We start from the raw sequence: 22,236 nt of genomic DNA, 5'->3' as shown, positions 1-22,236 counted from the left end.
CGCCATTGTGAGCAGGATATATACGCCGCGCCCGCTCAGCCCATTGCCGGACTGCCGATCGCCTGCCTGACCTGACGAACGTCGCGCGCCGGCGGTGCGCCGAACTGCCGGAGATATTCGCGGCTGAATTGCGAGGCGCTCTCGTAGCCCACAGCGAAGGCCACATCGGATGCGCTATGGTCGCCACCGAGCAACAATTGTCGCGCTTCCTGCAGCCGAAGCTGTTTGTGATACTGGAGCGGACTGAGACCGGTCAGTGCCAGAAAATGGCGATGCAGGCTTGCGCGGCTCATGCCGCTTGCATCGCATAGCGCCTCGATGCGCAAACGGGCGTTGTGATTGTCCCTTATCCACCCCACCGCTCGCCGGATACGGCCCAGCGCACCGTCGGGCTGGGCGATCTGACGCAATAGGCGACCCTGCGGACCTTGCAGGAGACGATAGAGCAATTCACGTTCCGCCAGGGGGGCGAGAACGGGAATGTCGCCCGGGGTGTCGAGCAACGACAACAGGCGCAGCAAGGTGTCGCGCAGCGGCGCCGTCATCGGATTGATCGCTATGCCAATACCTTGGGGTTCAGTGTCGCGCACCTGCGGCATGGTCGACGCAACATCGGCTAGAATGGCAGGGTCAAGGACCAACGACACTGCGACATAAGGCTGGCCGTCGTCGGCATCCCGTATCTGGCCGATCAGCGGCAGATCGAGGGCGCTGATGAGGTAATGCGCGGGATCATAGCTTAAAAGCTCGTCGTTGATCGCCACATGCTTCGAACCCTGCAGGATGAAGCAGATCATCGAGTGGTACAGGCACGGTGCCTTGCCGGTGGTCGCCTGTCCCACGCTGATCTCCAGCCGCGGGAGCGGCGTGATGGTCAACCCTGATGGCGCGTGGCGCAGCGCGATGTCGAGATGCGGCTTGAGATGGTCGGTCATCGCCAGACTATGCCATCGTCAGTCCGCCAGGTAAAGCGATTGAGACAATCGGGCAAAAGGTTGAGCGTATCGGGCGGGCTCGTTGAGCCGCCGTCGCCTATATTGGAGACATCGCAAGGGCGCCTTGGCGCCGCCGCTTCGCAGCGTGACAATCCAACCAGGGCAGACCATGACCAAGCAAATCGCACTTATCACCGGCGCCGGCCGCGGCCTCGGCCGCAACATGGCGCTGCATCTTGCTAAACGCGGAGTCCACATCATAGGCACCTACCGCAGCGGTGCGACGGAAGCCGACGCACTGCGCCAGGAGATCGACGCACTGGGCGGCACGGCCGCCATGCTGGCGCTCGACGTTACGGATACGACGAGTTTCCCGACATTTGCCGCGAATGTGGCCGAAACCCTGAAGACTGATTTCGGCCGCGAGCGGTTCGACTTTCTAGTCAACAATGCCGGCAACGGTCTTTTCGCCAACTTCGCCGAGGCGACCGAAGAGCAATTCGAATCGCTGGTCGCCACTCATCTGCGCGGACCGGTCTTCCTGACCCAAAAGCTGCTGCCCCTTATTGAGGACGGCGGACGCATCCTGAACGTCTCGTCCGGCTTCGTGCGTTTCACGCTGCCGGGCTACAGCCTCTATGCGGCGATGAAGGCAGCGGTCGAGGTACTCACCCGGTACATGGCTGTCGAGCTTGGTGCGCGCCGTATCCGGGTGAACGCGATCGCGCCCGGCGCCATCGCGACCGACTTCGGCGGTGGTGCGGTGCGCGACAATGACGATGTGAACGCCTATGTGGCGCAGGGCATCGCACTGGGTCGCGTCGGCCTGCCGGACGATATTGGCGGCGCGGTCGCCGCCATCCTGTCCAACGATATGGGTTGGGCGAACGGCACGACGTTCGACATTTCGGGTGGGCAGTTGTTGTAGCACCAGCGCACCATCGCCCGTTCATTGCCGGCAGTTAGGGAGACCATCATGGCCGACACCAGCCTCACGCTCATCAGCCATCCCCTTTGCCCGTTCGTTCAACGGGCGGCGATCGTCCTTCTGGAAAAGGGCGTGCCGTTCGACAGGATCGACGTCGATCTTACGGCCAAGCCCGATTGGTTTCTGGCGCTTTCGCCGACCGGAAAGGTGCCGTTGCTCAAGGTAAGCCAGGCGGATGGGCCGGACGCCGTCCTCTTCGAAAGCATGGTCATCTGCGAGTATCTCGAGGAGTCCCTGGGCGGTGTAGGGCTATATCCGGTCGATGCGCTGTCCCGTGCCAGGCTGCGGGGTTGGATCGAATTCGGTACTGCAACCCTCGCTGACGCCTGGCATTTCCTCAACGCCAAGGATCACCCGACCGCAGATGCAAAGCAGGCCGCGTTCCGGGACAGGCTCCAGCGACTGGAGGCGGTGCTCGTGGAAGGCCCCTATTTCAGCGGTGCCGCCTTCGGCATGGTCGATGCAGTGTTCGCGCCTCTCTTTCGCTATTTCGACATCCTCGGTCCGACGGTGTCGCAGCCGATCTTCGAGGACCTTCCCCGCGTCACCACGTGGCGGACGGCGCTGGCGGGACGACAGAGCGTCGTTGCCGCGGTGGCAGGAGACTATGCCGAGCGATTCCAGCAGCACCTCCGTCAGCATCAGGCGCTCCTCGCGAACTGAGGGCTGAATAAGAAGCTTCCAAAATCTGCTCCGCGTTCAGTAACTCCCACATCCCATTCACTCGAAAGTAGAATGGACGTCGTAGTGCCCACCCCAATCGAGACAGTAACTACCTTCTGCGCAGCGTTCTCCATGGATCACGGCAAGAGTACCGTTCGTCAGTGGTTCACGCCGGTGTACGACAAGCTCGGCTGCGAAGTATCATCTGATTCCCGCCACTAATATTTTCTGTCAACTTAGTGACAAGATTTTAGTCGGTGCCGGATCAAAGTTCGGTGGCATGTCAGGCGCGACTTAGCGCTGGCTCGTTTGCCAGTTGGGATTGACCCAATAAGGCGCGTTCGAGGGACTGAGTGGTTGGCGACCAAGGCAGATGTCAGCAGCCCTGTCGCCGATCATAATCGCAGTAGCGTTGAGGTTTGAGGTAACGATAATCGGCATGATCGATGCATCTGCAACCCGGAGCCCTTCGATACCATGAACCTTGAGATCTGGGCCGATAACCGTCTCTGGATCATTGGCCGGCCCCATCCGGCACGAGCCTGAAATGTGGAACGCAGTCGTGGCGCGTTCCCTGATCCACTCATCCAAGGCTTCCTTGGTCTTCACTGCCTCGCCAGGTTCGATTTCCGCTCCACGGAACTCATCGAACGGGTGCGACGCAACCACTTCGCGTATCAGGCCGACAGCCTCTCGGATCGTCTCCATATCACGCTCGTCTTGCAGATAGTTGAACTGCAGCTTAGGTGCATCGGAGGGGTTCGCCGAACGTAGGCGTAGCGTGCCGCGCGCGTACGAAGTCTCTACCGTGCAATGGATCTGGAAGGCCTCGTCGGAATACGGCTTGAAATCGTTGTGCGAAACAGCGAGTGGGAAGAACTCAAACTTCAGGTTAGGTTTGGACAAGCCAGCACGCGTCCTGATGTATGCGCCAACCTCGAACTGGTTGCTTGCGGCTAGCCCGCCTTTAAACATGAACCAGTTAATGCCAACAAATGCTTTCTTCGGCCACTGGGTGCTGCTTTTAAGCGTGACAGGTTTTTTGCAACGATATTGAACCGGAATATCTAGATGATCCTGGAGGTTGGAGCCTACAGCCCTGTTGTCATGGATCACGGGGATCCCGAGGCGCTGCAGTTCCTCGGCGGGACCTATCCCGGAGAGTTGCAGGATTTGCGGCGAGCCTACGCCGCCGGCCGACAGGATGACCTCCCGAGTTGTCGTAAATACCTCGGGACCATCCGCGGTTCTGCACCTGACGCCAACCGCCCGCTTACCTTCAAACACAACCTTTTCAACCACCGTCTTTGCAGTAATGATGAGGTTCGGGCGAGCGCGAACCGCGGGATTAAGGAATGCGGCAGCGGCGGTATTACGTTGGCCATTAACGATCGTCTGCTCGGCAACACCGAATCCTTCATGCTGCGGGCCGTTGGTGTCGGTCGTGACCGGATAGCCAAGCGCGCGCCCGGCCTCAAGGAATGCAGCGTTCAATGGGTTCTTTGGCTTCGGACGCGTGACGCGTAGCGGCCCCTTCCGTCCGCGGTAACGATCGTCGCCTTCCGCGGAACTCTCCATCCGCATGAAGTATGGGAGGACATCGGCATACCCCCACCCAGTGCATCCGTAAGAATCCCGCCATTCGTCGTAGTCCTGCGGATTTCCACGAGTATACAGCATCCCGTTGATTGCAGAGGACCCACCGATTACCCGACCCCGCGGATGAGATATCTTACGTCCGCGAAGCCCTTCTTCCGACTCGGATTCAAAACCCCAATTATACGTGGTCGAGGTCAGGAGCATGTCCATTGCAAGGGGCATTCTGATTTGCCACGGGCTGGCATCTGGTCCTGCTTCAATCAATAGTACCTGGACGGAAGGGTCTTCGCTCAACCGTGACGCCAAAGCGCATCCCGCGGATCCGCTCCCAACTACGATGAAGTCGAATTCCTTCCGCATGATACTGAATCTCCAACTTTCACGAGGCACTCTCACTTGCCCAAAACAGCCAAAACCGAACAAACCAGTGGGTATGTTATTACACTATTTAGTATATATGGTGGCGGCAGGCGTCAAGTGCCGAACCCCGTTCTAACCCTTGAACTGCAAATAAATGAAGCGAGCAGGCAGCTTGGCGTGCCACAGCGGATCAAACGGCGATGCGCTGAAGCGACCGCTTCGCTATCTATGACAACCGCGCCCACGCCTTCCCGTCGGATGGTGCGCGAACGATCAGATCAGAGCAATATCAGCGATCGCGCTGCCCATGTTTCCAATACCGATAACTGAATCTTCGCTCTTATTGCACTCTCCTTCGGTCAATTCAGCTGCGATTGAATTGGGCCGGCCTTTTTTCCAGAAATGCGGACACACCTTCCAAGCCATCGGGAGACGTATTCAGCGTTGCAAGGTATAAACCCTCTTTGCCGAGTCCTTCTTCGAGCGGCTGCTCAGCGCAACGAGTAGCGGCCATGATTCCGGCTATCGCGCTTCTGCTAAGGGGCTCCCATCGCGCGGCGAACTCTTTGGCCTCATCAAGCGGCGACACGACAATTTTGTCTACCAATCCCATCGCCAGTGCTTCCTTGGCATCAACCATCATCGCAGTAATCATCATTTCCAAAGCCCGAGACATCCCGATAAGGCGAGGCAGCCGCTGGGTGGCCCCTGCACCCGGAAGGAGCCCGAGCTTTACCTCGGGCATGGAAAACGTCGCGCGTTCGGTCGCGAGCCTGAACGTGCAGGCAAGCGCTAGTTCGACGCCGCCGCCCATCGCGAAGCCATCCACTACCGCAATTGTAGGAACAACCACGGTCGAAAGGCTTTGGAAAACGCCACGGCGATACGTTGCCCGCTCCGAAGCTTCTAATGGCGTCAGGCCGGATAGATCGTTGATATCCGCTCCCGCGCTGAACGCTCGGCCAGCGGCGGTGAAAATGAGACTGCGGATTTGCCTGTTATCGTTGGCTTTGGCGATGATCTCTTCGAGCTGGCGGAAGGACTCGAGGTCAAGCGCGTTTAGTTTTGACTGACGGTCGATTGTCACGACCCCGGCAGATCCTTGGAGTTCAAAGTTCAAAGGCATTTGTTATTCTCCGAGATCGGCATTCTGCCAATGCGTTGCCAATACTTTCCCGTCTCTTTTTATACTAATTGGTACTCTCGGCAAGACCTTTAGAAGTAAGGCTTTGCATCTGCGTTGAATTGAATTCGGCTGGCCGCCGTCGTGCGTTGAGGTCTACCCACGACCGCGGATCATCCATCGACCGTCACCGTCGGCTCCGTTTCCAAGAAATGCCCCGCGACAGGCGCTGAAGGCCTGACCGCCTATATGCGTTACGATCACCGCGTTGTCGTCCGCGTTCAAAGCGGAGGAGCAGAGTCTGGATCAATGACATCCAAATCCAACCGCGCTTCGGTGCCTGGAGGGCGATTCAGCTGCCGCGCCTTCATCGAAATAAACTTGTCACGATTAAATTATTCTGCAAGGTACTGAAGTCTCTTTGCGTCCACCTTTCCCTTTCAAATACGGGAGAAGAAGTTTGCCTATCCACACCATCGGGGATCTGAAACCGAGATTCGAAGATGAGGCGACCACCTGGATCGCTCCCGACGCGATCATTGTCGGCGATGTTTCCATCGGCCGGAACGTCACGGTCTGGTTCGGCACGACCATTCGGGCGGACATTGAAAGGGTATCCATCGGATCTGAGACGAATGTTCAGGAGAATACGGTCATGCACGCAGACTTCGGATGTCCCCTGGAGATCGCCCGAGGATGCACCATAGGTCACCGGGCCTTACTGCACGGCTGTGTCATTGGAGAGAACTGTTTGATCGGGATGGGCGCTATCGTGCTCAACGGCGCGAGGATCGGCAGAAATTCGATCGTTGGTGCCGGGTCCTTGGTCACGGAGGGAAAAGTGTTCCCGGAGAACTCCCTTATTCTTGGAAGTCCGGCAAAGGTCGTGAGGCAGCTCACCGACGAGGAGGTCGAGAAGAACCGATCTGCCGCCAAACATTACGTGAAAAACGGAGCGCGCTTTCGTGCGGAGTTCCAGGTTTGAGTTTTCGCGCTCACGGCACCCTAGCTTCAAGCGATTCACGTGCGTTGGCTGCCTGGTCGAGGAGAAAAAGCTGTATCCTCTCCAGCCTGCTGGCGTTCTCTCGGTCGAGTCCAAGGAGACTTATATGAAGATCTCGAAAACCTCCATATATGGATTTGATCTGCCTATCCGCGGAAAACGTGCCGCGAGAGCCCGGCGCCGTCAACGGGATAATACCATTCATAGTGTTGACATTATGAATGGAAGTCAGAGTTCATTTTTACCCTGAGGAATTCGGCAGTGGTTACTGAAACTTTCGAGAATGAAAAAATCTCTCTTTCCATTGGTCGCGTCGCGCGGTTGGAAATCAACCGACCCGACAAGCGGAATGCCATCAGCAGCGCTATGTGGCGCGCCCTTCTCTCTGCTTGCGAGCGCATTTCCAAGCTTCGAGAGATCAAGGTCCTTATACTGGCTGGCACCGGGCCGCATTTCTGCAGCGGTGCGGACATAGCCGAATTCGCCGAGGCCTACAGTTCCGAATCTAGCGCGGAGCGATACAACAGCCAGTACAACGCGGTTGAAGCGGCGATCAGAAAGCTTGACATTCCCGTGATTGCCGAACTGCGTGGGGCTTGCTTCGGAGGCGGTCTCGGCCTCGCCCTGTCGGCCGACTTCAGGTTCGCAGACACATCGACAAAGATCTCGGTGACGGCCTCCAAGCTCGGCATCGCCTACAGCGCTGAAGATTCCGCGCGCCTGATGGAAAAGGTGGGAGCCGTGCGGGCGAAGGATTTGCTCTTTTCTGCACGTACGATCGAGGCTGACGAGGCGTACTCTTGGGGGCTTGTCGATCGCGTCGCGCCTTCTGAGGAGCTTTCGGTAGCCGTACAGCGATACGCCGAAGACCTAGCCGGACGTTCTCGCGCTTCGTTGAAGGCAATGAAGCTGATCATAAACTCGCTCTCGGAGCCCGACGCGGCGACATGCGCGAGAATGCGCCCGACTTATTCCATGCTCTTCAGTGGCCCCGATCTCCAGGAAGGTGTTGCTGCGTTTCTCGCAAAGCGCGAGCCTGTCTTCGACTGAACTCCCTAGATTCTAACGGCCTATCGCCGCCATCAAAGTCCCGATGGGAGCAACGCAAGCCAGTCCTCAACGGGTGGCTACTATGGCGAACGCCTTCAGTGCCGAGATCATGGCTGCCCAGGGATACGACAGTGTTACCATCGACCTGCAGCATGGTATCGCTGACTACAAGACGGCGGTGGGCATGTTTCAGGCGATGGATGCGACGGGCATTACACCCATGGCCCGCGTTCCCTGGCTGGACCCCGCCGAAGTTATGAAGATCCTCGACGCGGGGGAAATGGGCGTGATCTGCCCGATGATCAATACGCGCGAAGAAGCCGAACGACTTGTATCATGCGTAAAGTACCCCTCCCCACTGAGTCAGAAGCTTCGGTCCTACGCGCGGTCTTTTCAGCGGGTGCCGATTATGGATCCCAGCCGACGGAGCAAATTGGCATGCCCGGGTGTTGGGTGCCGGCATGACGGATCGCCAGAGAGCAGAGTTCATCAAGTTTTTCCATTACGCCAGCTGTCGTTAGATGCATAAAAATGTCAAGCGTTCGGCAGGATCAGGCAATCATTCAGGACGATTAGGCATCGCCACAGCTCTGCGCATGATCAAGAATGCTCTTACACAATGGGAGGTATTAATGCCGCAGCTGGTGCTGACAGTAACCCAGCCAGGATCAAGGAAATTCTTCCGAAAGGTGGGTTTTGCAATCGTGCAGAGGTTACCGCAAATAAAGATAAGGAAATCAACATGCCAACACCTGTTGAAATCATATCTGAATTCTGTGCCGCTCTTTCGGAGGACGGTGGCAGGCCTGCAGTCCGCCGGTGGTTCACACCCGAGACTGTTTGGGTAAACGAAGGTATTTCAAAGACCACCGGCATCGATGAAGCGATCGTGATGATCGATGAGCTGGAAAAGTCCATGGGAATAGCGACTGTTCACGTCGATATGCTTGCAATCGCTGCGGACGGGAACCGCGTTCTCACAGAGCGACTGGACCGATTTGAGCGGGCTGACGGCAGCGAGATGGGGCGAGTGACACTGGTGGGGATCTTTGAGCTCGAGGGGGACCGCATCGTCGCTTGGCGTGACTACGTTGACGTGAACGCCATTTCGAAACTCGCCGTTTGACCTGCCGCGCCAGGAGCGGAACGGGCGGGGAAGCCACTTCTTGAGCGTTGGCGGCATGCAATCCCCGCCTTCAATAGCAGCTGCTTAATGAAAACGCATACCTGGTAGATCAGTAGCGTGGAGAAGAATGAAATGGTCACGATAAAAGCGAATTCTGATCAGGACCGCCAACTATCGGACACATGCGTCCACCGTCGCTATTTTCTGATTTAATTCAGCAAAGGAGATTGCCTATGTCACCGCGGGACGCGTGATCTTCCAGCGAAAGCGCGCCGATAGGGTCTTTCACCTTAATTAGGACGTGCCGCGCAAATCCTTCTGCTCCAAGACGGTCTATCAACTCGCTGGAAGGGATCTCTATTCCTATGACGGCATTGGTTGGAGCGGCTTCGGCCACCGTTTTGAGGTCGATATCTCCTTGATGTGAACGCAGTCACAAAATTAGCCGGCGACTGAATAAGAGAAACGTTGGCTGCGGACACAGGATTTTGCGAGTAGGCAATGTTCATTCGCGGCATGTCATGGAGATATCTACGCGCTGAGAGGCATTGCCACTCAGCGCGCAAACGAGCACCAATTGCACCTGAAGAATTTTGACGGTTACAGCAACTGGCCACCGGAAATATCGAAGGTGGTCCCGTTCGCCCAACCGTATTATTGGATAGGATAGCTGCAACCGCGCCACCGATATCGTCTGGCCCCCACACGGCCTAACGCAATGCCCTGCGCCACATAAGCGTTCACGGTTTCGTTGTCCCGAACGCCGCCCCCGTTGAAATTCGTCGCAACGGCGCCCGGAGCAATCGCATTGACTCGGATCTTGCGCGCTACAAGCTCGACCACTATGAAGCGGGCCAGAACCTCTATAGCCGCCTTCATCGCCGCGTAGACGCTGTATCCAGTGAATATCTCGAAGAAACGCAGGATGGCGTCAAACTTTACTCTGGTGATCCGCTGGAGCGTGGCCAGCAGCGTGCTGAACATCCTGCTCACCGACTTGGCTGGCTGTCGTTTCAGCCGGCCATGATGAATGCCGGGCATCGCGGACCGTTCTTAGTGGATGGGGAGTGTGGTTTTTCGACATTTGACGATCCAGCCTCATCTTGTCATTTGGCACCTAACCGGGGTCTTCCTCACTTTGGGTGGTTAACAGACCGTTAGAAATGACGCCGATATGGGCTGGCATGCTAACGGAGTCGAGATGGTCCTCCCTTTCGGGCATCAGGGCGCAAAGCGTCAGAGCTTCCGTTGCAGCATACTGGTGCCGGGTGTTAGCCCGGCTTCCGAAGCGTTGGGTGAAACGGGCGCGCAGCCCGCCGAGCAGAGCGGAGCCCGAGCAGAGCAAAGCGGATGTTGAAGAGGTCATAGCTGACGTTCTGCTGCCCTGCGAATTCGGCATCATGGAGAACATGGCCGGCACGCCGAGGAAAATCGTCGCCTTATGCTTGATCAGGGCTGACTGAAGACTGCGACTGCATGCCCTGCCCTTTTGCGACACCGAGTTCTTGAAGTCTCGGGCAACTCCGTCGAAGCGCTGATGACTGCTGGCGGCTACTGCTCGTACGTCAACGCGATGACGCGCATCCTTATTACATTCTATTCCGAATTATATTATACCAAAAAGATCTTGAATAGACCAGCAAGTCATGTCAACATACTAACGAGTAGGAGGAGCGTCGAATGGACTTGGGCGTCGGATGGAGGAAGGATCAGCATCCGAAGGAGGGGAACGCGGTGCCGACTTGGTCTGGCCACACGAGTGACGAGCGATACGTTGTATTCGACCGGGTTCAGAAGAGTTACGACGGGAGCACTTTGGTCGTCAAAGACCTGAACCTTGCCATCTCCAAAGGAGAGTTCCTGACGATGCTCGGCCCCTCCGGGTCGGGAAAGACCACTTGTCTAATGATGCTCGCCGGGTTTGAAACCGCGACGAACGGCGAGATCCGGCTATCAGGGCGCGACATCAATCTCGTGCCTCCACACAAGCGCGGGATCGGCATGGTATTTCAAAGCTATGCTCTGTTTCCTCACATGACGGTAGCCGAAAACCTGTCCTTCCCGCTTGAAGTGCGAGGCATCCCTAAGGCCCAACGCGAGATTCAGATCAGACGAGCGCTGGACATGGTGAAGATGGCGGCCTTTGGCGACCGCCGTCCCGCCCAGCTCTCGGGAGGCCAACAACAGCGCATCGCTCTGGCGCGTGCGCTCGTTTTTGACCCTGCACTGGTCCTGATGGACGAACCGCTTGGCGCGCTGGACAAACATCTTCGCGAGCACATGCAGTTGGAGATCAAGAGCCTCCATCAGCGGATCGGCGTCACGGTCGTGTATGTGACACACGATCAGAGCGAGGCCCTGACGATGTCCGACAGGATAGCCGTCTTCAACGAAGGGCGTATCCAGCAGATGGCTTCGCCATCGGACATTTACGAGCGGCCCGAAAACAGCTTCGTGGCCCAATTCATAGGTGCGAACAATAGCCTGGCAGGCGTGATCGAGGAGCTTGAGGGCAGCCGGGCGCTCGTTCGCCTGTCGAGTGGGGAGTTGATCAGCGCCACTGCTGTGGGCGTCAGCGCAAAGGGGCAGGCGACCTCTGTGTCCATCCGCCCGGAACGGGTTGAATTCAAGCCCGAACTGATGCCTCCAGGAGCACACACGCTTGAGGCCACAGTAATCGAGACCGTCTACATGGGAGATGTCTTGCATTGCCGCCTGACGGCCGCCGGCAGCGACAACTTCGTCATCAAGATGCGCAACACACAAGGGCAGACCAAGTTGGCTTCCGGTGATCGCATCAGGATTGGGTGGCATCCGGAAGATGCCAGAGCGCTCAATCCTACGACTGTCTGAGGGGAGATCACCGGAAAAAAACATAGTGCCCCAAAGCATGCACTTCGTGGGAACAAATCTATCTAACGGGAGACCAACATGAACAAGTATCTACTTACTACGACGATGATCCTGGCACTGACGACCACGGCGCGTGCTGAGGTGGTCGTGATGTCGTGGGGCGGCGACTATGGTGCGGGTCAGGTTGCCGCGTACAACAATCCTTTTACTGAGCAGACCGGCATTAAATCCAGCATGGTCGACTCCGACAATCCCACCGCACTGGTCAAGTCGATGGTCGAAGCGAAGAACGTTACCGTCGATGTCGTCGAAGTGGAATATCCAGATGCGCTCCGCGGCTGCGATGAGGGACTGCTTGAGCAGATCGACCCATCGATCCTTCCTGCCGCAGCCGATGGCACCAGGGCCGAAAACGACTTCCTCAAGGGATCCATCACAGAATGTGGTGTTGGAACGGTAGTCTATTCGTCAGTGTTCGCTTACGACAACAAGAAGCTGGCACAGGGTCCTACCACCATCGCCGACTTCTTCGACACGAAGAAGTTCCCCGGCAAGCGCGCCCTTCGCAAACAGCCGAAGTTTGCTCTTGAGATGGCGCTGATGGCCGACGGGGTCGCGGCTGCGGACGTGTACAAGGTCCTGGGCACGCCGCAGGGTGTTGATCGCGCGTTCGCCAAACTGAACTCCGTCAAAGACCAGCTCGTCTGGTACGGGGCCAATGCCGAAGCTGCGCGACTTCTTGCCGACGGTGAAGTAGTGATGTCCTCGGGCCCCGCAAACCGCTTCTTCAATGCCGCGGTGGCCGAAGGCAAGCCGTTCACCACTGTGTGGGACGGACAGATCTACGACTTCGCCATGTTCGTCATTCCCAAGGGCGCGCCGCATCTCGAGGATGCAAAGAAGTATCTGGCCTTCGCCACGGATACCAAGCAACTTGCGAAAATGGCGACAGAGCTTCCGTTTGGGCCGGCGCGGAAGTCCTCCATTCCGCTCGTCCACTTTTTCAAGGACGGAAAGACGGACATCCGTCCTCACATGCCGACGAACCCTGATAACCTGAAGAACGCGCTTTCCGTCTCTTCAGAGTTCTGGAGCGATCACGAAGCCGAGCTTACGGAGCGTTTCAACACTTGGCTCGCCTCGAACTGATGTCGAATTCCGGCGGGCCTGACACAGTTTGGCCCGCGGGACCTCTCTAAGCCGGGAACGGAAAATGGTCGCAATAGTGGAAGTCACCACGGCCGATGGCCGGCCGCTGAGAAAAGCGCTTGAATCTGCGCGGGGCCGCGATCGTCGACGCGCGATGATGTTGGTTGCGCCCCTCCTGCTATTTGTTGTCATCACTTTCATCATTCCGATCGGACAGGTGCTTTTCCGGTCGGTCGTGAACGACGAATTTGCCCGGACTGCACCGAACCTCGCTGTTTGGTTTAACGCGAACCCAGCAAGCGTCGCTCCCGATGAAAACGCGTTCGCTGCGCTCGCGGCTGACCTTGATCTGATGCGCCGCACTCGTGCCGCTGGAGCCGCAGGAACGCGGATAAACGACGTGTTGCCCGGCTCCCGGTCTCTGTTCACATCGTCGACCAGGGCAGCCGGTGAGTTCATTTCGCCTTTCAAGGAGGCGATATTGGCGAAGGACGAAAGATGGGGTGATCCCCGTCTTTGGCATGCCATGCGTGCCGCGTCGAACCCATACTCCCTGGACTATTTCATTGCGGCGGTCGACCGCCAGCGGGATGAGAACGGGAATATTGTTCCCGTTCCTGAAGAAAGGCGTCTTTACGTGGGACTGTTCGCCAAGACTCTGTGGCAATCTGCCTTCATTACCATTCTCTGTCTCGGACTTGCCTTCCCGATCGCCCATCTGATTGCAACAGTCCGGCAATCAACGGCAAACCTGTTGCTCATTCTGGTTCTCCTACCCTTCTGGACATCGCTTCTCGTACGAACCTCGAGTTGGATCGTGCTACTCCAGGGTCAGGGGGTGGTTAACAATGTCCTTGTCGCTGCAGGCCTGATCGACACCGACCATCGGCTGTCGCTCATATACAACAATATCGGCACGATCATCGTGATGACGCATGTGCTGCTGCCGTTCGTGGTGCTGCCTCTCTATTCAGTGATGCGCATGATCAATCCAGCCTATGTGCGGGCCGCGCGAAGCCTCGGGGCGACCAGCTGGACAGCATTTCGCAGGATCTATCTCCCACTCACCTTGCCCGGCATCGCAGCTGGCTCGCTCCTCGTCTTCATCCTGGCAGTTGGCTACTACATCACGCCGGCACTTGTCGGTGGTGCGGATGGGCAGCTGATCTCCAACATGATCCAATATCATCTTAGCGCGTCGAACTGGTCGCTTGCGGCAGCGCTGGCCTTCATTCTGCTGGTGGCAGTGACAGTCCTTTACTGGATCTACGATCGGCTCGTTGGCATCGACAAACTGAAACTGGGATAGAGGCACGCGCCGCTAGGCCAAGGCGCAATCGATCAAAAGGGGATCAACGTGAAGCTTCCTGCATATTCCGACCCGATCGAACGGATCTGGCGCTGGATATATCTGGCGATCTGCGTGAGCGTCTTCTTCTTTCTCGTCGCCCCGATCATCATTATCGTCCCTCTTAGCTTCAATGCGGAGCCTTATTTTTCCTTCACGCGAAAGATGCTAGCTCTCGATCCGGCGGGATATTCGCTACGTTGGTACGAGCTTCTGGCAAAATTCGGCATGTCCCAGCCGGACGCAAAGTTTGGAGTTGGCTGGCTCCAAGACATGTGGGCCAACTCCAAGTGGTTCAACGCGGCGAAGAATTCCATTCTAATCGGATTGGTGTCCACGATCTTGGCGACCACCCTTGGAACCCTCGCCGCCCTTGGGCTGGTTCAGGAGGAGATGCCTTTCAAGCGTGCTATCATGGCCATCCTCCTCGCCCCGATGATCATTCCGATTGTGATCATCGCGACCGGATTGTTTTTCTTCTATTCTAACCCGTGCGGAATCCTGGGATTTGAATGCGGGCGTCTCACGTCAACGTTCACCGGCATCGTGCTTGCCCACACCGCGCTAGGTGTTCCTTTCGTGGTGATTACGGTCAAGGCGACTTTGTCCGGGTTTGACGGCTCGCTCGCGCGCGCCGCCGCCAGCCTCGGCGCATCGCCTGTGCAAGGCTTCTTCAAAGTGGTCATGCCATTGATCTTCCCCGGGATCTTGTCCGGAGCCCTGTTCGCGTTCGCGACTTCGTTTGATGAGGTTGTCACAGTGCTTTTTGTTGGCGGCCCGCAGCAAGTGACCATTCCGCGCCAGATGTGGGCAGGCCTCCGGGAGCAGGTTAGTCCCGCCATTCTGGCCGCGGCGACGCTCCTCGTGCTCGTGTCCGCTGCCCTGCTTGCGACTGTCGAGCTTTTGCGCCGGCGCACCGAGCGCCTCCGGGGGATTCGCCCCTGAAGCAATTCGGTGTCGTTCTCTATTCCGGGCTTTTGAAGGGGGATGGCCGACCCCAACTGCAAACTCTGAAGAGCGGCAATCGGTGAGGACTATGACGCGCTGATGGCTGTCCCCCTGCGAGCGTTTGATCGAGTCGGACGATTTCGAGCAGTGCCTTAACACAGAGTGTATTAACCCCGGTACCCATCGTCTCTCTGATGCATCGCAGGAAGCCGAGCATGAGCTTTCACAAGATCAACAGCTAAATAGCACGTATACAACCGATGGCATGTATGCGCCTAAATGCCATTTGCTCGAATTGCCTTCCTCGTAGGCAGCAATTGTCTGTTTTTTATGCATTTTTTTTGCATACTCACGAAGATGTGAATATCCTGATGCACGCTACAGGAGATTTTTCTCTTTTGCATGAAGTAGCGGCGCAGTAGTCATAAAGCTGTTGTCGAAATAAGTCCGCCTATCATCATTCAGGCGGCAATCTGAAGCGGAGTCCCAATCGCGGAAAATGGGACGAATGCATAGGAGGCCTGCAAGTTGAGGACATGGTTTCAGAAACTGACGGATATTTCCTCCCTCGCGCATACGGAAGACATGCTGAAGCAGGCGCTCGCCGAGCTCACCCCCGAACTCGGATTCGACTGCTACGCCTATCTCAATGTGCAGCCAATCAGATCCTTCGCCGTCTCCAACTACCCGCTTGAATGGCAGATGCGATATCTAGCCCAGCGTTACACGAGGACAGATCCAGTGGTCTCGACCGCGAGGTCGGTGATGCGGGCCTTCACCTGGGGAGCAGAAACCCAGAGGCGCGTTACGTCGAAGCGGCTGCGTCGTTTCTATTCAGAAGCTGCTGAATTTGGAATTAGGTCTGGTATTTCCATCCCTATCAGAACCGCCTTCGGCCATATGTCGATGCTGACCCTTGCATCGAACAAACCATCCCTCTCCCTCGAAAAGGATATCGATCAGCTCGCTGCCGTCACCGCCGTATCACTGCTTCATGCCAAGCTGGAGCAGCAGGAGACCGCGCCGACCGCAAGCGCCCCGGTCGAACTCACGGTGAAACAAGCGACCTGCCTGCGGTGGTCAGCGGAAGGAAAGTCGATGCGCGACATTGCCTCTCTCGAAAACTTGTCGTTCGGCACGGTGAACTTTCACCTGAACAATGCGCGCAAGGCTCTTGATGCCGGAAGCCTCATACAGGCAAGCGCGCTCGCCACAAAGATTAAGCTGATATGATCTCTCAGGACGGTCAATCCGAGGGTACAGAGGGAATGTGTCCCAGCACGTCCAAGAGAGTCGAAAGCACAGTCTGCTGTGCATGCATATCGATCATGGCACTAATATAGGCGATGCGAGCGGCCCCGACGGTTTGAGCGCAAGGATTGAGAGGTGCCATACGGCATTGCTCCCAGCGTTCCTCCGCCATGTCGCGAAGCCGGCGGTGAGACTTGATCGCCTCGATCGTGATCCATTCCAGATCGTCCTTCGGAAGATTTTCTGTGAGCCCGATAATGGGCCGCAGGATAGTTTTTTGCTCCGGCTGCACGTTCGTCTCTCTTCCAGCTACCATAATAGTCTCCCAGGAGGGCATGCACTGTACGCACTGAGAACGTCAACCCTGATCCCCAGCCGGGTTGAAAGGTGCACCGGACAGTGTGGGACCTTTAGCACCGAAGCACCTGGACACACTTTAAATCCAACGTAGCGGCATTCATGGCAGATCCCCCTCACCTATCCACTCTCCCAGCTAAACTACGATCATTCTGCCGCGCGAATGCACGACGCTTTGCCGGCTCATGATTCACTCTTTGGCCTGCGGCGCCACGCCGCCCCCTTCTGCTGCGAGAGTGCATAGCATGAGAGCGGTCTCGTAGGATTTTTCGAAAGCGGAAACGGGCAGGAATTCGAAGCGCGAATGAAAATTGTAAGCACCGGTGAAGAAATTCGGCGTGGGCAATCCGCGCGCAGACAAGGCCGCTCCGTCGGTTCCTCCACGCATCGGAGTGAGCTTTTTTTCGATCCCGAGCCTGTCCAAAGCTTTGAACAGCAGCTCGGCCGAGCGATTGTCGCCCCGGAGGTAGTCCCCGATGTTATGATAGGTGTCGGCCACGCGATATTGCACCGATCCTAATGGATATTCCGACGTGATTCGTTCCACAACGTTGCCGATGCGCTGTTTCCGCTGCTCGAATTTGGACCTGTCGAAATCGCGGACCATGACCTTGAGCCGAGCCTCGCTGTCGTTCGCAACAAGGTCCTTGAACCAGAAATAGCCTTCACGATTCTCCGTGCATTCCGGTGTTTCATTGCGGTCGAAATGGGAGATAAAGTCGAGCGCCATCAGCAGCGGATTGACCAGTACGCCCTTTGCCGACATCGGATGTGCGCTGACGCCGGTAAAGACGATCTCGCCCAATGCGGCGTTGAAATTCTCCACGACGACCTCGCCAAGCTCGCAGCAGTCGATGGTGTAGGCAAAGTCGCACGCGAAGCGGCTCAGATCGAGCGCCTTAGCGCCCCGCAGCCCGATCTCTTCGTCCGGAACGAAGGCAACGACAATGTCGCCATGAGGCTGCGACGGCTCGAGTCTGGCAAGCAGAGTCATAATGATCGCGATCGCTGCCTTGTTGTCCGCCCCGAGCACGCTCGTGCCGTTACTGAGAATAATATCCTGGTTCTGCCAGGGAAGAATTTCCGGATGTTCCGCAATCCGCAACCAGATATCTTTCTCCGGGTTGAGGCACAGATCGTGCCCCTCGAAGTGTTTGATCTGCGGCCGGATGATCGGGGAGAGGCCGACATCGACCGTATCAAGATGCGCGATGAAACCGATACGCGGAGCGCCTGGGCTATTGCCGCGCTTTACGCCCGTCACGATCGCGTGCTCATCGAGCACGACATCATCAACGCCGAGGGCATGCATTTCCTCCGCCAGTAGCCTAGCGAGTTCAAGCTGTCCTGGCGAAGAGGGCAGATCAGTAGTCGAGGCATCGCTCTGGCTTTCTATGGCGACATAGCGGAAAAACCGAGCGACAAGTTCATCGCAAATGCCCGTCGTTCCTTGTTCAATCGAATGCATTCAGCTCTCTCAATTGCTATGAATGATGATGACATTTTCAGTGGCTGCTCCTGGCGAGCGTGCAACGGCTCCCATCCCTTCCCTTCCCTGCCGGTCATGAGAACCGCTGGGTCTCTGGAACCAGATGACGAACAGGCCGAACATTCAGATGCGAAGAATACCGATCCCGGCTTGCAGTTCGATTTGCACGCCCAGGTCAGCCGATTGCTCCTTAAATCGTTGCAGGATTCTTTCAGCGCTTCTTCCGGTCGCAAGGTGTGGAACCAATCGGCTTTCGAGCAAGGGATCCCTCAATCCGTCCTCCCCGCCGATCACGATGGGATAGAAGCTGATGTCGATCAAATCGTTATCCTGCCCGTAAGAACACAAGCCGACAACACTCTCCCACACTTCGGGTGCTCGCCATGTCGACTTTTCCGACGTGACATGGAAGATGAAATTGCCGAGGCTGTAAAAAATCGGACGGCGACGATAGATTTCCACCGGTTGAAGCACCGGCGCACCATGGCTGACGAACATGGCAGCACCTGCGTCGACGCACTGTCTTGCAACGCCGCTTACCCACGCCGGGACCTCGTACCAGTCGGAAGCCCAGTGGTGGTGGTGCAGATAAGCAATAACAATGCAGCCATCCCTGGCGGCCGAAGCAATCGCCTCGAGGTGCCGCCTAATATCGTTTTCATCGATTTTGACTGTCCTGCCGAATGTCTCGGATCGTTTGAAGATCGCGCGAGCGATACCGATCTCCTCATGCGGATCAACATGCGGGGGGTCGTCGGGCTGGCTGTCATTGGTGAGGTCAATCGCCGTGTAGCCAACACTCTCTCGAATGGAGCGAAGCTGCCCAAAGGCTGTGTCATCGACCGTGATGACCTGCGACAGACGTAGCCTGTTCACGCCGGGGCGCCCAGGCCGGCCTATGTCTGCATTTGTTGCATACATAAAATCGGGACCGGGACCCCCGTCCATCGCGACGATGGCGACACGCCGTCCGCCAATCGTTCCAGTGCCTGCCTGCGCAGCCTCGAACTTGTTGCGGCCGAGACCCGCATGAAGGAAGCCTCGCTTGCCGACCTCTTCCAGGGTCGAGAGCACGCCGGACGGTCCAAGATCGAAGGCATGATTGTTTGAGAGCGAAAGTGCCCGAAACCCGATCGCTTGCAGCGCATCCAGGACGACAGGATCGCTACAGCCGAAGAATGATCCCTTGAGCGGCCATCCGCCATGGCTTCCAAGGATCGTTCCCTCGAAATTGGTGAACGATAGATCCGCTTGACGAAGTAGTGCCTGAACCTGCTGAAACGCCGGAGTGCGAATATTGCGGATGTCATGCTTTATGAGCGACTGGCCCGTGACGGCCAATGTAAACCTGTCATTCATATGTCACCTTCTGGGGCAGCAAGAGCCGCCAATTTTCGGAAAAAGGATGTTGAACACTGGGCCGCCGGCGCGCAGCTGCGGCCCAGCAGCACTCAGTACGTGAACCGGAGGGACCGGGCCTCGATGAGGGCGCGCGTGTAGGGATTTTGGGATTGTGCGAAGATGAAGTCGGAGGACCCGAAATCCTCCACCCGGCCGTCCTTCAAAATGTAGACGGAAGTGCAGAGTTGCTGCACGACGGCAAGGTCATGGGAGATAAAGATCATCGTCATATCCCACTCGGCGATGCTGTCTTTGAGAAGCTTGACGATTTCGGCCTGTACGGACACGTCAAGTGCTGAGGTCGGCTCGTCGGCGATTATAATCTGCGGCCTCGCCAGAAGTGCTCGCGCGATACAAACGCGCTGCTTCTGGCCGCCCGACAGTTGATGTGGATACCGGGCGAGCAAGGTCCGGGAGAGACCAAGCTGATCCATCATCGTCCCGACGTCCGCGGGTTCGTCACCGGGACACATATCCGCGCCGAAGCGGATGCTTTCGCGCAATGCCTCGCCGATGGTCATCCTGGGATTGAGCGAAACCGAGGGATCCTGAAACACCATCTGCACACGGCCAAGGAGGCCGTTGCGGCGGCCGCTCTTCGAAACATCGAACTCGTTTCCTCCTATCGTCACTCTTCCCACTGAGGCCGCGTCCAGTCCGGCAATGATCCGGCCGAGTGTTGTCTTCCCGCTTCCACTCTCGCCTACAATGCCGGTGATCTCACCGCGCGGCAGCCGTATGCTTGCGTCGCTCAACGCGAACTTTGCCGTGTTCCGGCCAAGGTTCCAAGAGAACCCTTTTGGGGAGAAGGTTTTCGAAACACCCTCTGCAACGAGAAGCATGTTGTCGCCCTCCTCTCCATCGGACGACATGGTCCGGCTGCCATTGGCGTCCGGCTCCCCTGCCGCTGTCGAGATCCGCAGCCGCGGGACCGCGGCAAGCAGGTTGCGTGTGTAGTCGTTTGCGGGCGCATCGAGAATGACTGAGGTGCGATCCTGTTCCACTACCTGACCCTTTCTCATAACGAGAACACGGTCGGTTATCTCCGAAACCACGCCCATGTCGTGGGTGACCAGAATGATGGAGACGCCGGTCTCATCGACGAGGGTGCGAAGAAGCTTGAGAATCTGCTTCTGGACCGTGGCATCCAGTGCTGAGGTCGGCTCGTCGGCGATGATGATGTCGGGCGATCCCGCTAGAGCGATTGCGATGACCGCCCGCTGTCTTTGCCCTCCGGAGAACTGATGCGGATAATTGCCATACCGACGCTGCGGCTCCGGAATTCCGACGCGGGCCAGGAGCTCGACAGCACGTCTGCGAGCCTCGCGTCTCGGGACAGAGCCGTCGACGGCAAGGATCGTTTCCTCCACCTGTGCACCGACGCTCATCAGAGGATCGAGCGAGGCGGTATGATCCTGGAAGATGGCGGAGACGCGCCGTCCTCGGATGGGGCGCTCCCACTCTCCCATGGCACCGATCGGTTTGCCGTCGAATTCGATCGTCCCCGACGTCAGCTGAAACTCAGGGGCAAGCAAGCCGAGGAGGGCATTGCCCAATGTCGACTTTCCGGCCCCCGATTCACCGATGATGCCGAGTATCTCGCCGCGCCCAAGCTCGAAACTCACGTCTGTCAGGATCGTCACCGGCCCGGACGCAGAGCGATGGCGAAGGCCGAGGTTCTTCACCTGAAGCAGAGGCGTTCTTCCAGTGTTTTGCGTCATACCGGACGGCTCCTTGGATCGAGACGGCGTCGAACATCTTCACCGACGAAGTTGATGCTTGCGATCAGCCCGAAGAGGGCGAGGCCAGGGCAAAGGCTGATCCAGTATTGGCCGGTCAGAAGGTATTGGAACCCATTTGCGACCGTGGAACCCAGAGACGGCTTGTCGATCGGAACGCCGAGGCCGAGAAATGACAGGGTCGCTTCGAGTGCGACGGCATGGCCGACTTCGATCGGGATCAAGGTCACCGCCGGCGCGATGCTGTTCGGAAGCAGGTGGCGGAAGATGATCCTGGATGTCGGCAGCCGCATCAGCCGGGCTGCGTCCATGTAGGACTTGTTGGTCTCGCTGAGCGCTATGCTGCGTGCCAACCTGGCATAGCTCGCCCACTGGGCGATGATCAGCGCCAGAATGATCCGGTCGATTCCGGGGCCGAGCGTGACGATGGCGATCAGGGCGACGAGGATCGTCGGCAGGCTGAGCTCAAGGTCGACGAGCCGCATGATCGCGATATCGGCCCACTTTCCGAAATAAGCGGCGCTGACGCCAGCCGTCAGCCCGATGAGCGCGGCGACGGCCGCACTTGTGACTGACACCACCAGGCTGATCCGCAAGCCGTAGAGGATACAGCTGACGATATCCCTGCCGAGCCCATCCGTCCCGAGCAGGTAGAGATAGCCGCCGCTTCCCGGCGTGCCTGGAGGAGACGATGCCTCCCATCCGTAGATCTGCAACGGGTCGTACGGGTTTTGTGGAGCAATCGCCGGGGCGGCAAGGGCAAGTAGAATATAGGTTGTAAGCAGCAGCATGGACGGCGTGAGCATCTGCCCATGGGGACGCTTGTTCAGCGCCCGAAGAATTCCAGCTTTCAT

Annotated in this window: 20 protein-coding genes and 1 pseudogene; 11 read left to right on the top strand and 10 right to left on the bottom strand. The window is 57.5% G+C overall.

Features of this window, described 5'->3' with window-relative positions:
* Window positions 1-35: 35 nt before the first annotated feature.
* Window positions 36-935 (bottom strand): AraC family transcriptional regulator N-terminal domain-containing protein, encoded by a 900-nt coding sequence (locus AB4Z52_RS27750; RefSeq protein ID WP_442221106.1) that lies wholly within the window; start codon window positions 933-935, stop codon window positions 36-38.
* Window positions 936-1,104: 169 nt separating this feature from the next.
* Between AB4Z52_RS27750 and AB4Z52_RS27745 the strand changes: the two genes are divergently transcribed.
* Together AB4Z52_RS27745 and AB4Z52_RS27740 are read left to right on the top strand one after the other, a co-directional pair.
* Window positions 1,105-1,863, top strand: a complete 759-nt coding sequence (locus AB4Z52_RS27745; protein ID WP_442221105.1) for an SDR family NAD(P)-dependent oxidoreductase — start codon at window positions 1,105-1,107, stop codon at window positions 1,861-1,863.
* 48 nt (window positions 1,864-1,911) lie between these two features.
* On the top strand, window positions 1,912-2,586 hold the full coding sequence (locus AB4Z52_RS27740) for a glutathione S-transferase family protein (protein WP_442221104.1): 675 nt from the start codon (window positions 1,912-1,914) through the stop codon (window positions 2,584-2,586).
* A 294-nt stretch (window positions 2,587-2,880) separates the two neighbouring features.
* On the opposite strand, the gene AB4Z52_RS27735 is transcribed toward AB4Z52_RS27740, so the two are convergent.
* Both AB4Z52_RS27735 and AB4Z52_RS27730 read right to left on the bottom strand, forming a co-directional pair.
* The gene (locus AB4Z52_RS27735) at window positions 2,881-4,545 is read right to left on the bottom strand and encodes a choline dehydrogenase (RefSeq protein ID WP_442221103.1); all 1,665 of its coding nucleotides are present in this window, start codon (window positions 4,543-4,545) and stop codon (window positions 2,881-2,883) included.
* A 364-nt stretch (window positions 4,546-4,909) separates the two neighbouring features.
* A complete protein-coding gene (locus AB4Z52_RS27730; RefSeq protein WP_442221102.1) occupies window positions 4,910-5,671 on the bottom strand; it encodes an enoyl-CoA hydratase/isomerase family protein in 762 nt (253 codons plus the stop codon).
* A gap of 457 nt (window positions 5,672-6,128) precedes the next feature.
* Between AB4Z52_RS27730 and AB4Z52_RS27725 the strand changes: the two genes are divergently transcribed.
* The 4 genes from AB4Z52_RS27725 (at window position 6,129) to AB4Z52_RS27710 (ending at window position 8,847) form a co-directional block, all read left to right on the top strand.
* Window positions 6,129-6,653: a gamma carbonic anhydrase family protein gene (locus AB4Z52_RS27725; RefSeq protein ID WP_442221101.1), complete on the top strand. Its 525-nt coding sequence runs from the start codon at window positions 6,129-6,131 to the stop codon at window positions 6,651-6,653.
* Window positions 6,654-6,932: 279 nt separating this feature from the next.
* Window positions 6,933-7,721, top strand: a complete 789-nt coding sequence (locus AB4Z52_RS27720; protein WP_442221100.1) for an enoyl-CoA hydratase/isomerase family protein — start codon at window positions 6,933-6,935, stop codon at window positions 7,719-7,721.
* A gap of 82 nt (window positions 7,722-7,803) precedes the next feature.
* A complete protein-coding gene (locus AB4Z52_RS27715; RefSeq protein WP_442221099.1) occupies window positions 7,804-8,250 on the top strand; it encodes an aldolase/citrate lyase family protein in 447 nt (148 codons plus the stop codon).
* Window positions 8,251-8,340: 90 nt separating this feature from the next.
* On the top strand, window positions 8,341-8,847 hold the full coding sequence (locus tag AB4Z52_RS27710) for a limonene-1,2-epoxide hydrolase (RefSeq protein WP_442221098.1): 507 nt from the start codon (window positions 8,341-8,343) through the stop codon (window positions 8,845-8,847).
* Between the two features lie 600 nt (window positions 8,848-9,447).
* Here AB4Z52_RS27710 and AB4Z52_RS27705 read toward each other — a convergent pair.
* Together AB4Z52_RS27705 and AB4Z52_RS27700 are read right to left on the bottom strand one after the other, a co-directional pair.
* Window positions 9,448-9,747 (bottom strand): annotated as a pseudogene (locus AB4Z52_RS27705) (SDR family oxidoreductase); the annotation flags it as partial.
* A gap of 217 nt (window positions 9,748-9,964) precedes the next feature.
* On the bottom strand, window positions 9,965-10,345 hold the full coding sequence (locus tag AB4Z52_RS27700) for an AMP-binding protein (protein WP_442221097.1): 381 nt from the start codon (window positions 10,343-10,345) through the stop codon (window positions 9,965-9,967).
* A gap of 182 nt (window positions 10,346-10,527) precedes the next feature.
* On the opposite strand from AB4Z52_RS27700, the gene AB4Z52_RS27695 reads away from it, so the two are divergent.
* The 5 genes from AB4Z52_RS27695 (at window position 10,528) to traR (ending at window position 16,378) form a co-directional block, all read left to right on the top strand.
* Window positions 10,528-11,700, top strand: coding sequence for an ABC transporter ATP-binding protein (locus AB4Z52_RS27695; RefSeq protein ID WP_442221096.1), 1,173 nt, complete (start codon window positions 10,528-10,530; stop codon window positions 11,698-11,700).
* Between the two features lie 78 nt (window positions 11,701-11,778).
* Window positions 11,779-12,849 (top strand): ABC transporter substrate-binding protein, encoded by a 1,071-nt coding sequence (locus AB4Z52_RS27690; protein WP_442221095.1) that lies wholly within the window; start codon window positions 11,779-11,781, stop codon window positions 12,847-12,849.
* 64 nt (window positions 12,850-12,913) lie between these two features.
* Window positions 12,914-14,158, top strand: a complete 1,245-nt coding sequence (locus AB4Z52_RS27685; protein ID WP_442221094.1) for an ABC transporter permease — start codon at window positions 12,914-12,916, stop codon at window positions 14,156-14,158.
* 48 nt (window positions 14,159-14,206) lie between these two features.
* Window positions 14,207-15,142 carry an ABC transporter permease gene (locus AB4Z52_RS27680; RefSeq protein ID WP_442221093.1) on the top strand — a complete coding sequence of 312 codons (936 nt, stop codon included), beginning with the start codon at window positions 14,207-14,209 and terminating at the stop codon, window positions 15,140-15,142.
* A 531-nt stretch (window positions 15,143-15,673) separates the two neighbouring features.
* A complete protein-coding gene (gene traR / locus AB4Z52_RS27675; protein ID WP_442221092.1) occupies window positions 15,674-16,378 on the top strand; it encodes an autoinducer-binding transcriptional regulator TraR in 705 nt (234 codons plus the stop codon).
* 13 nt (window positions 16,379-16,391) lie between these two features.
* Here the strand turns inward: traR and AB4Z52_RS27670 are convergent, their stop codons facing one another.
* From AB4Z52_RS27670 to AB4Z52_RS27650, 5 genes are all read right to left on the bottom strand, one after another.
* Window positions 16,392-16,712, bottom strand: coding sequence for a transcriptional repressor TraM (locus AB4Z52_RS27670; protein ID WP_442221091.1), 321 nt, complete (start codon window positions 16,710-16,712; stop codon window positions 16,392-16,394).
* A gap of 231 nt (window positions 16,713-16,943) precedes the next feature.
* On the bottom strand, window positions 16,944-18,221 hold the full coding sequence (gene pepT, locus AB4Z52_RS27665) for a peptidase T (protein WP_442221090.1): 1,278 nt from the start codon (window positions 18,219-18,221) through the stop codon (window positions 16,944-16,946).
* Between the two features lie 144 nt (window positions 18,222-18,365).
* Entirely contained in the window at window positions 18,366-19,601 is a 1,236-nt protein-coding gene (locus tag AB4Z52_RS27660) for a CapA family protein (protein WP_442221089.1), read from the bottom strand.
* 92 nt (window positions 19,602-19,693) lie between these two features.
* On the bottom strand, window positions 19,694-21,364 hold the full coding sequence (locus AB4Z52_RS27655; protein WP_442221088.1) for a dipeptide ABC transporter ATP-binding protein: 1,671 nt from the start codon (window positions 21,362-21,364) through the stop codon (window positions 19,694-19,696).
* Complete coding sequence (locus tag AB4Z52_RS27650) at window positions 21,361-22,236, bottom strand: ABC transporter permease (RefSeq protein ID WP_442221087.1); 876 nt, start codon at window positions 22,234-22,236, stop codon at window positions 21,361-21,363. The genes AB4Z52_RS27655 and AB4Z52_RS27650 overlap by 4 nt, the downstream gene beginning before the upstream one ends.

Source organism: Rhizobium sp. 2YAF20 (assembly GCF_052114685.1).
Lineage (GTDB): Bacteria > Pseudomonadota > Alphaproteobacteria > Rhizobiales > Rhizobiaceae > Rhizobium.
The sequence above is the reverse complement of the archived record's forward strand: the minus strand, read 5'-3'. Positions and strand labels throughout refer to the sequence as shown.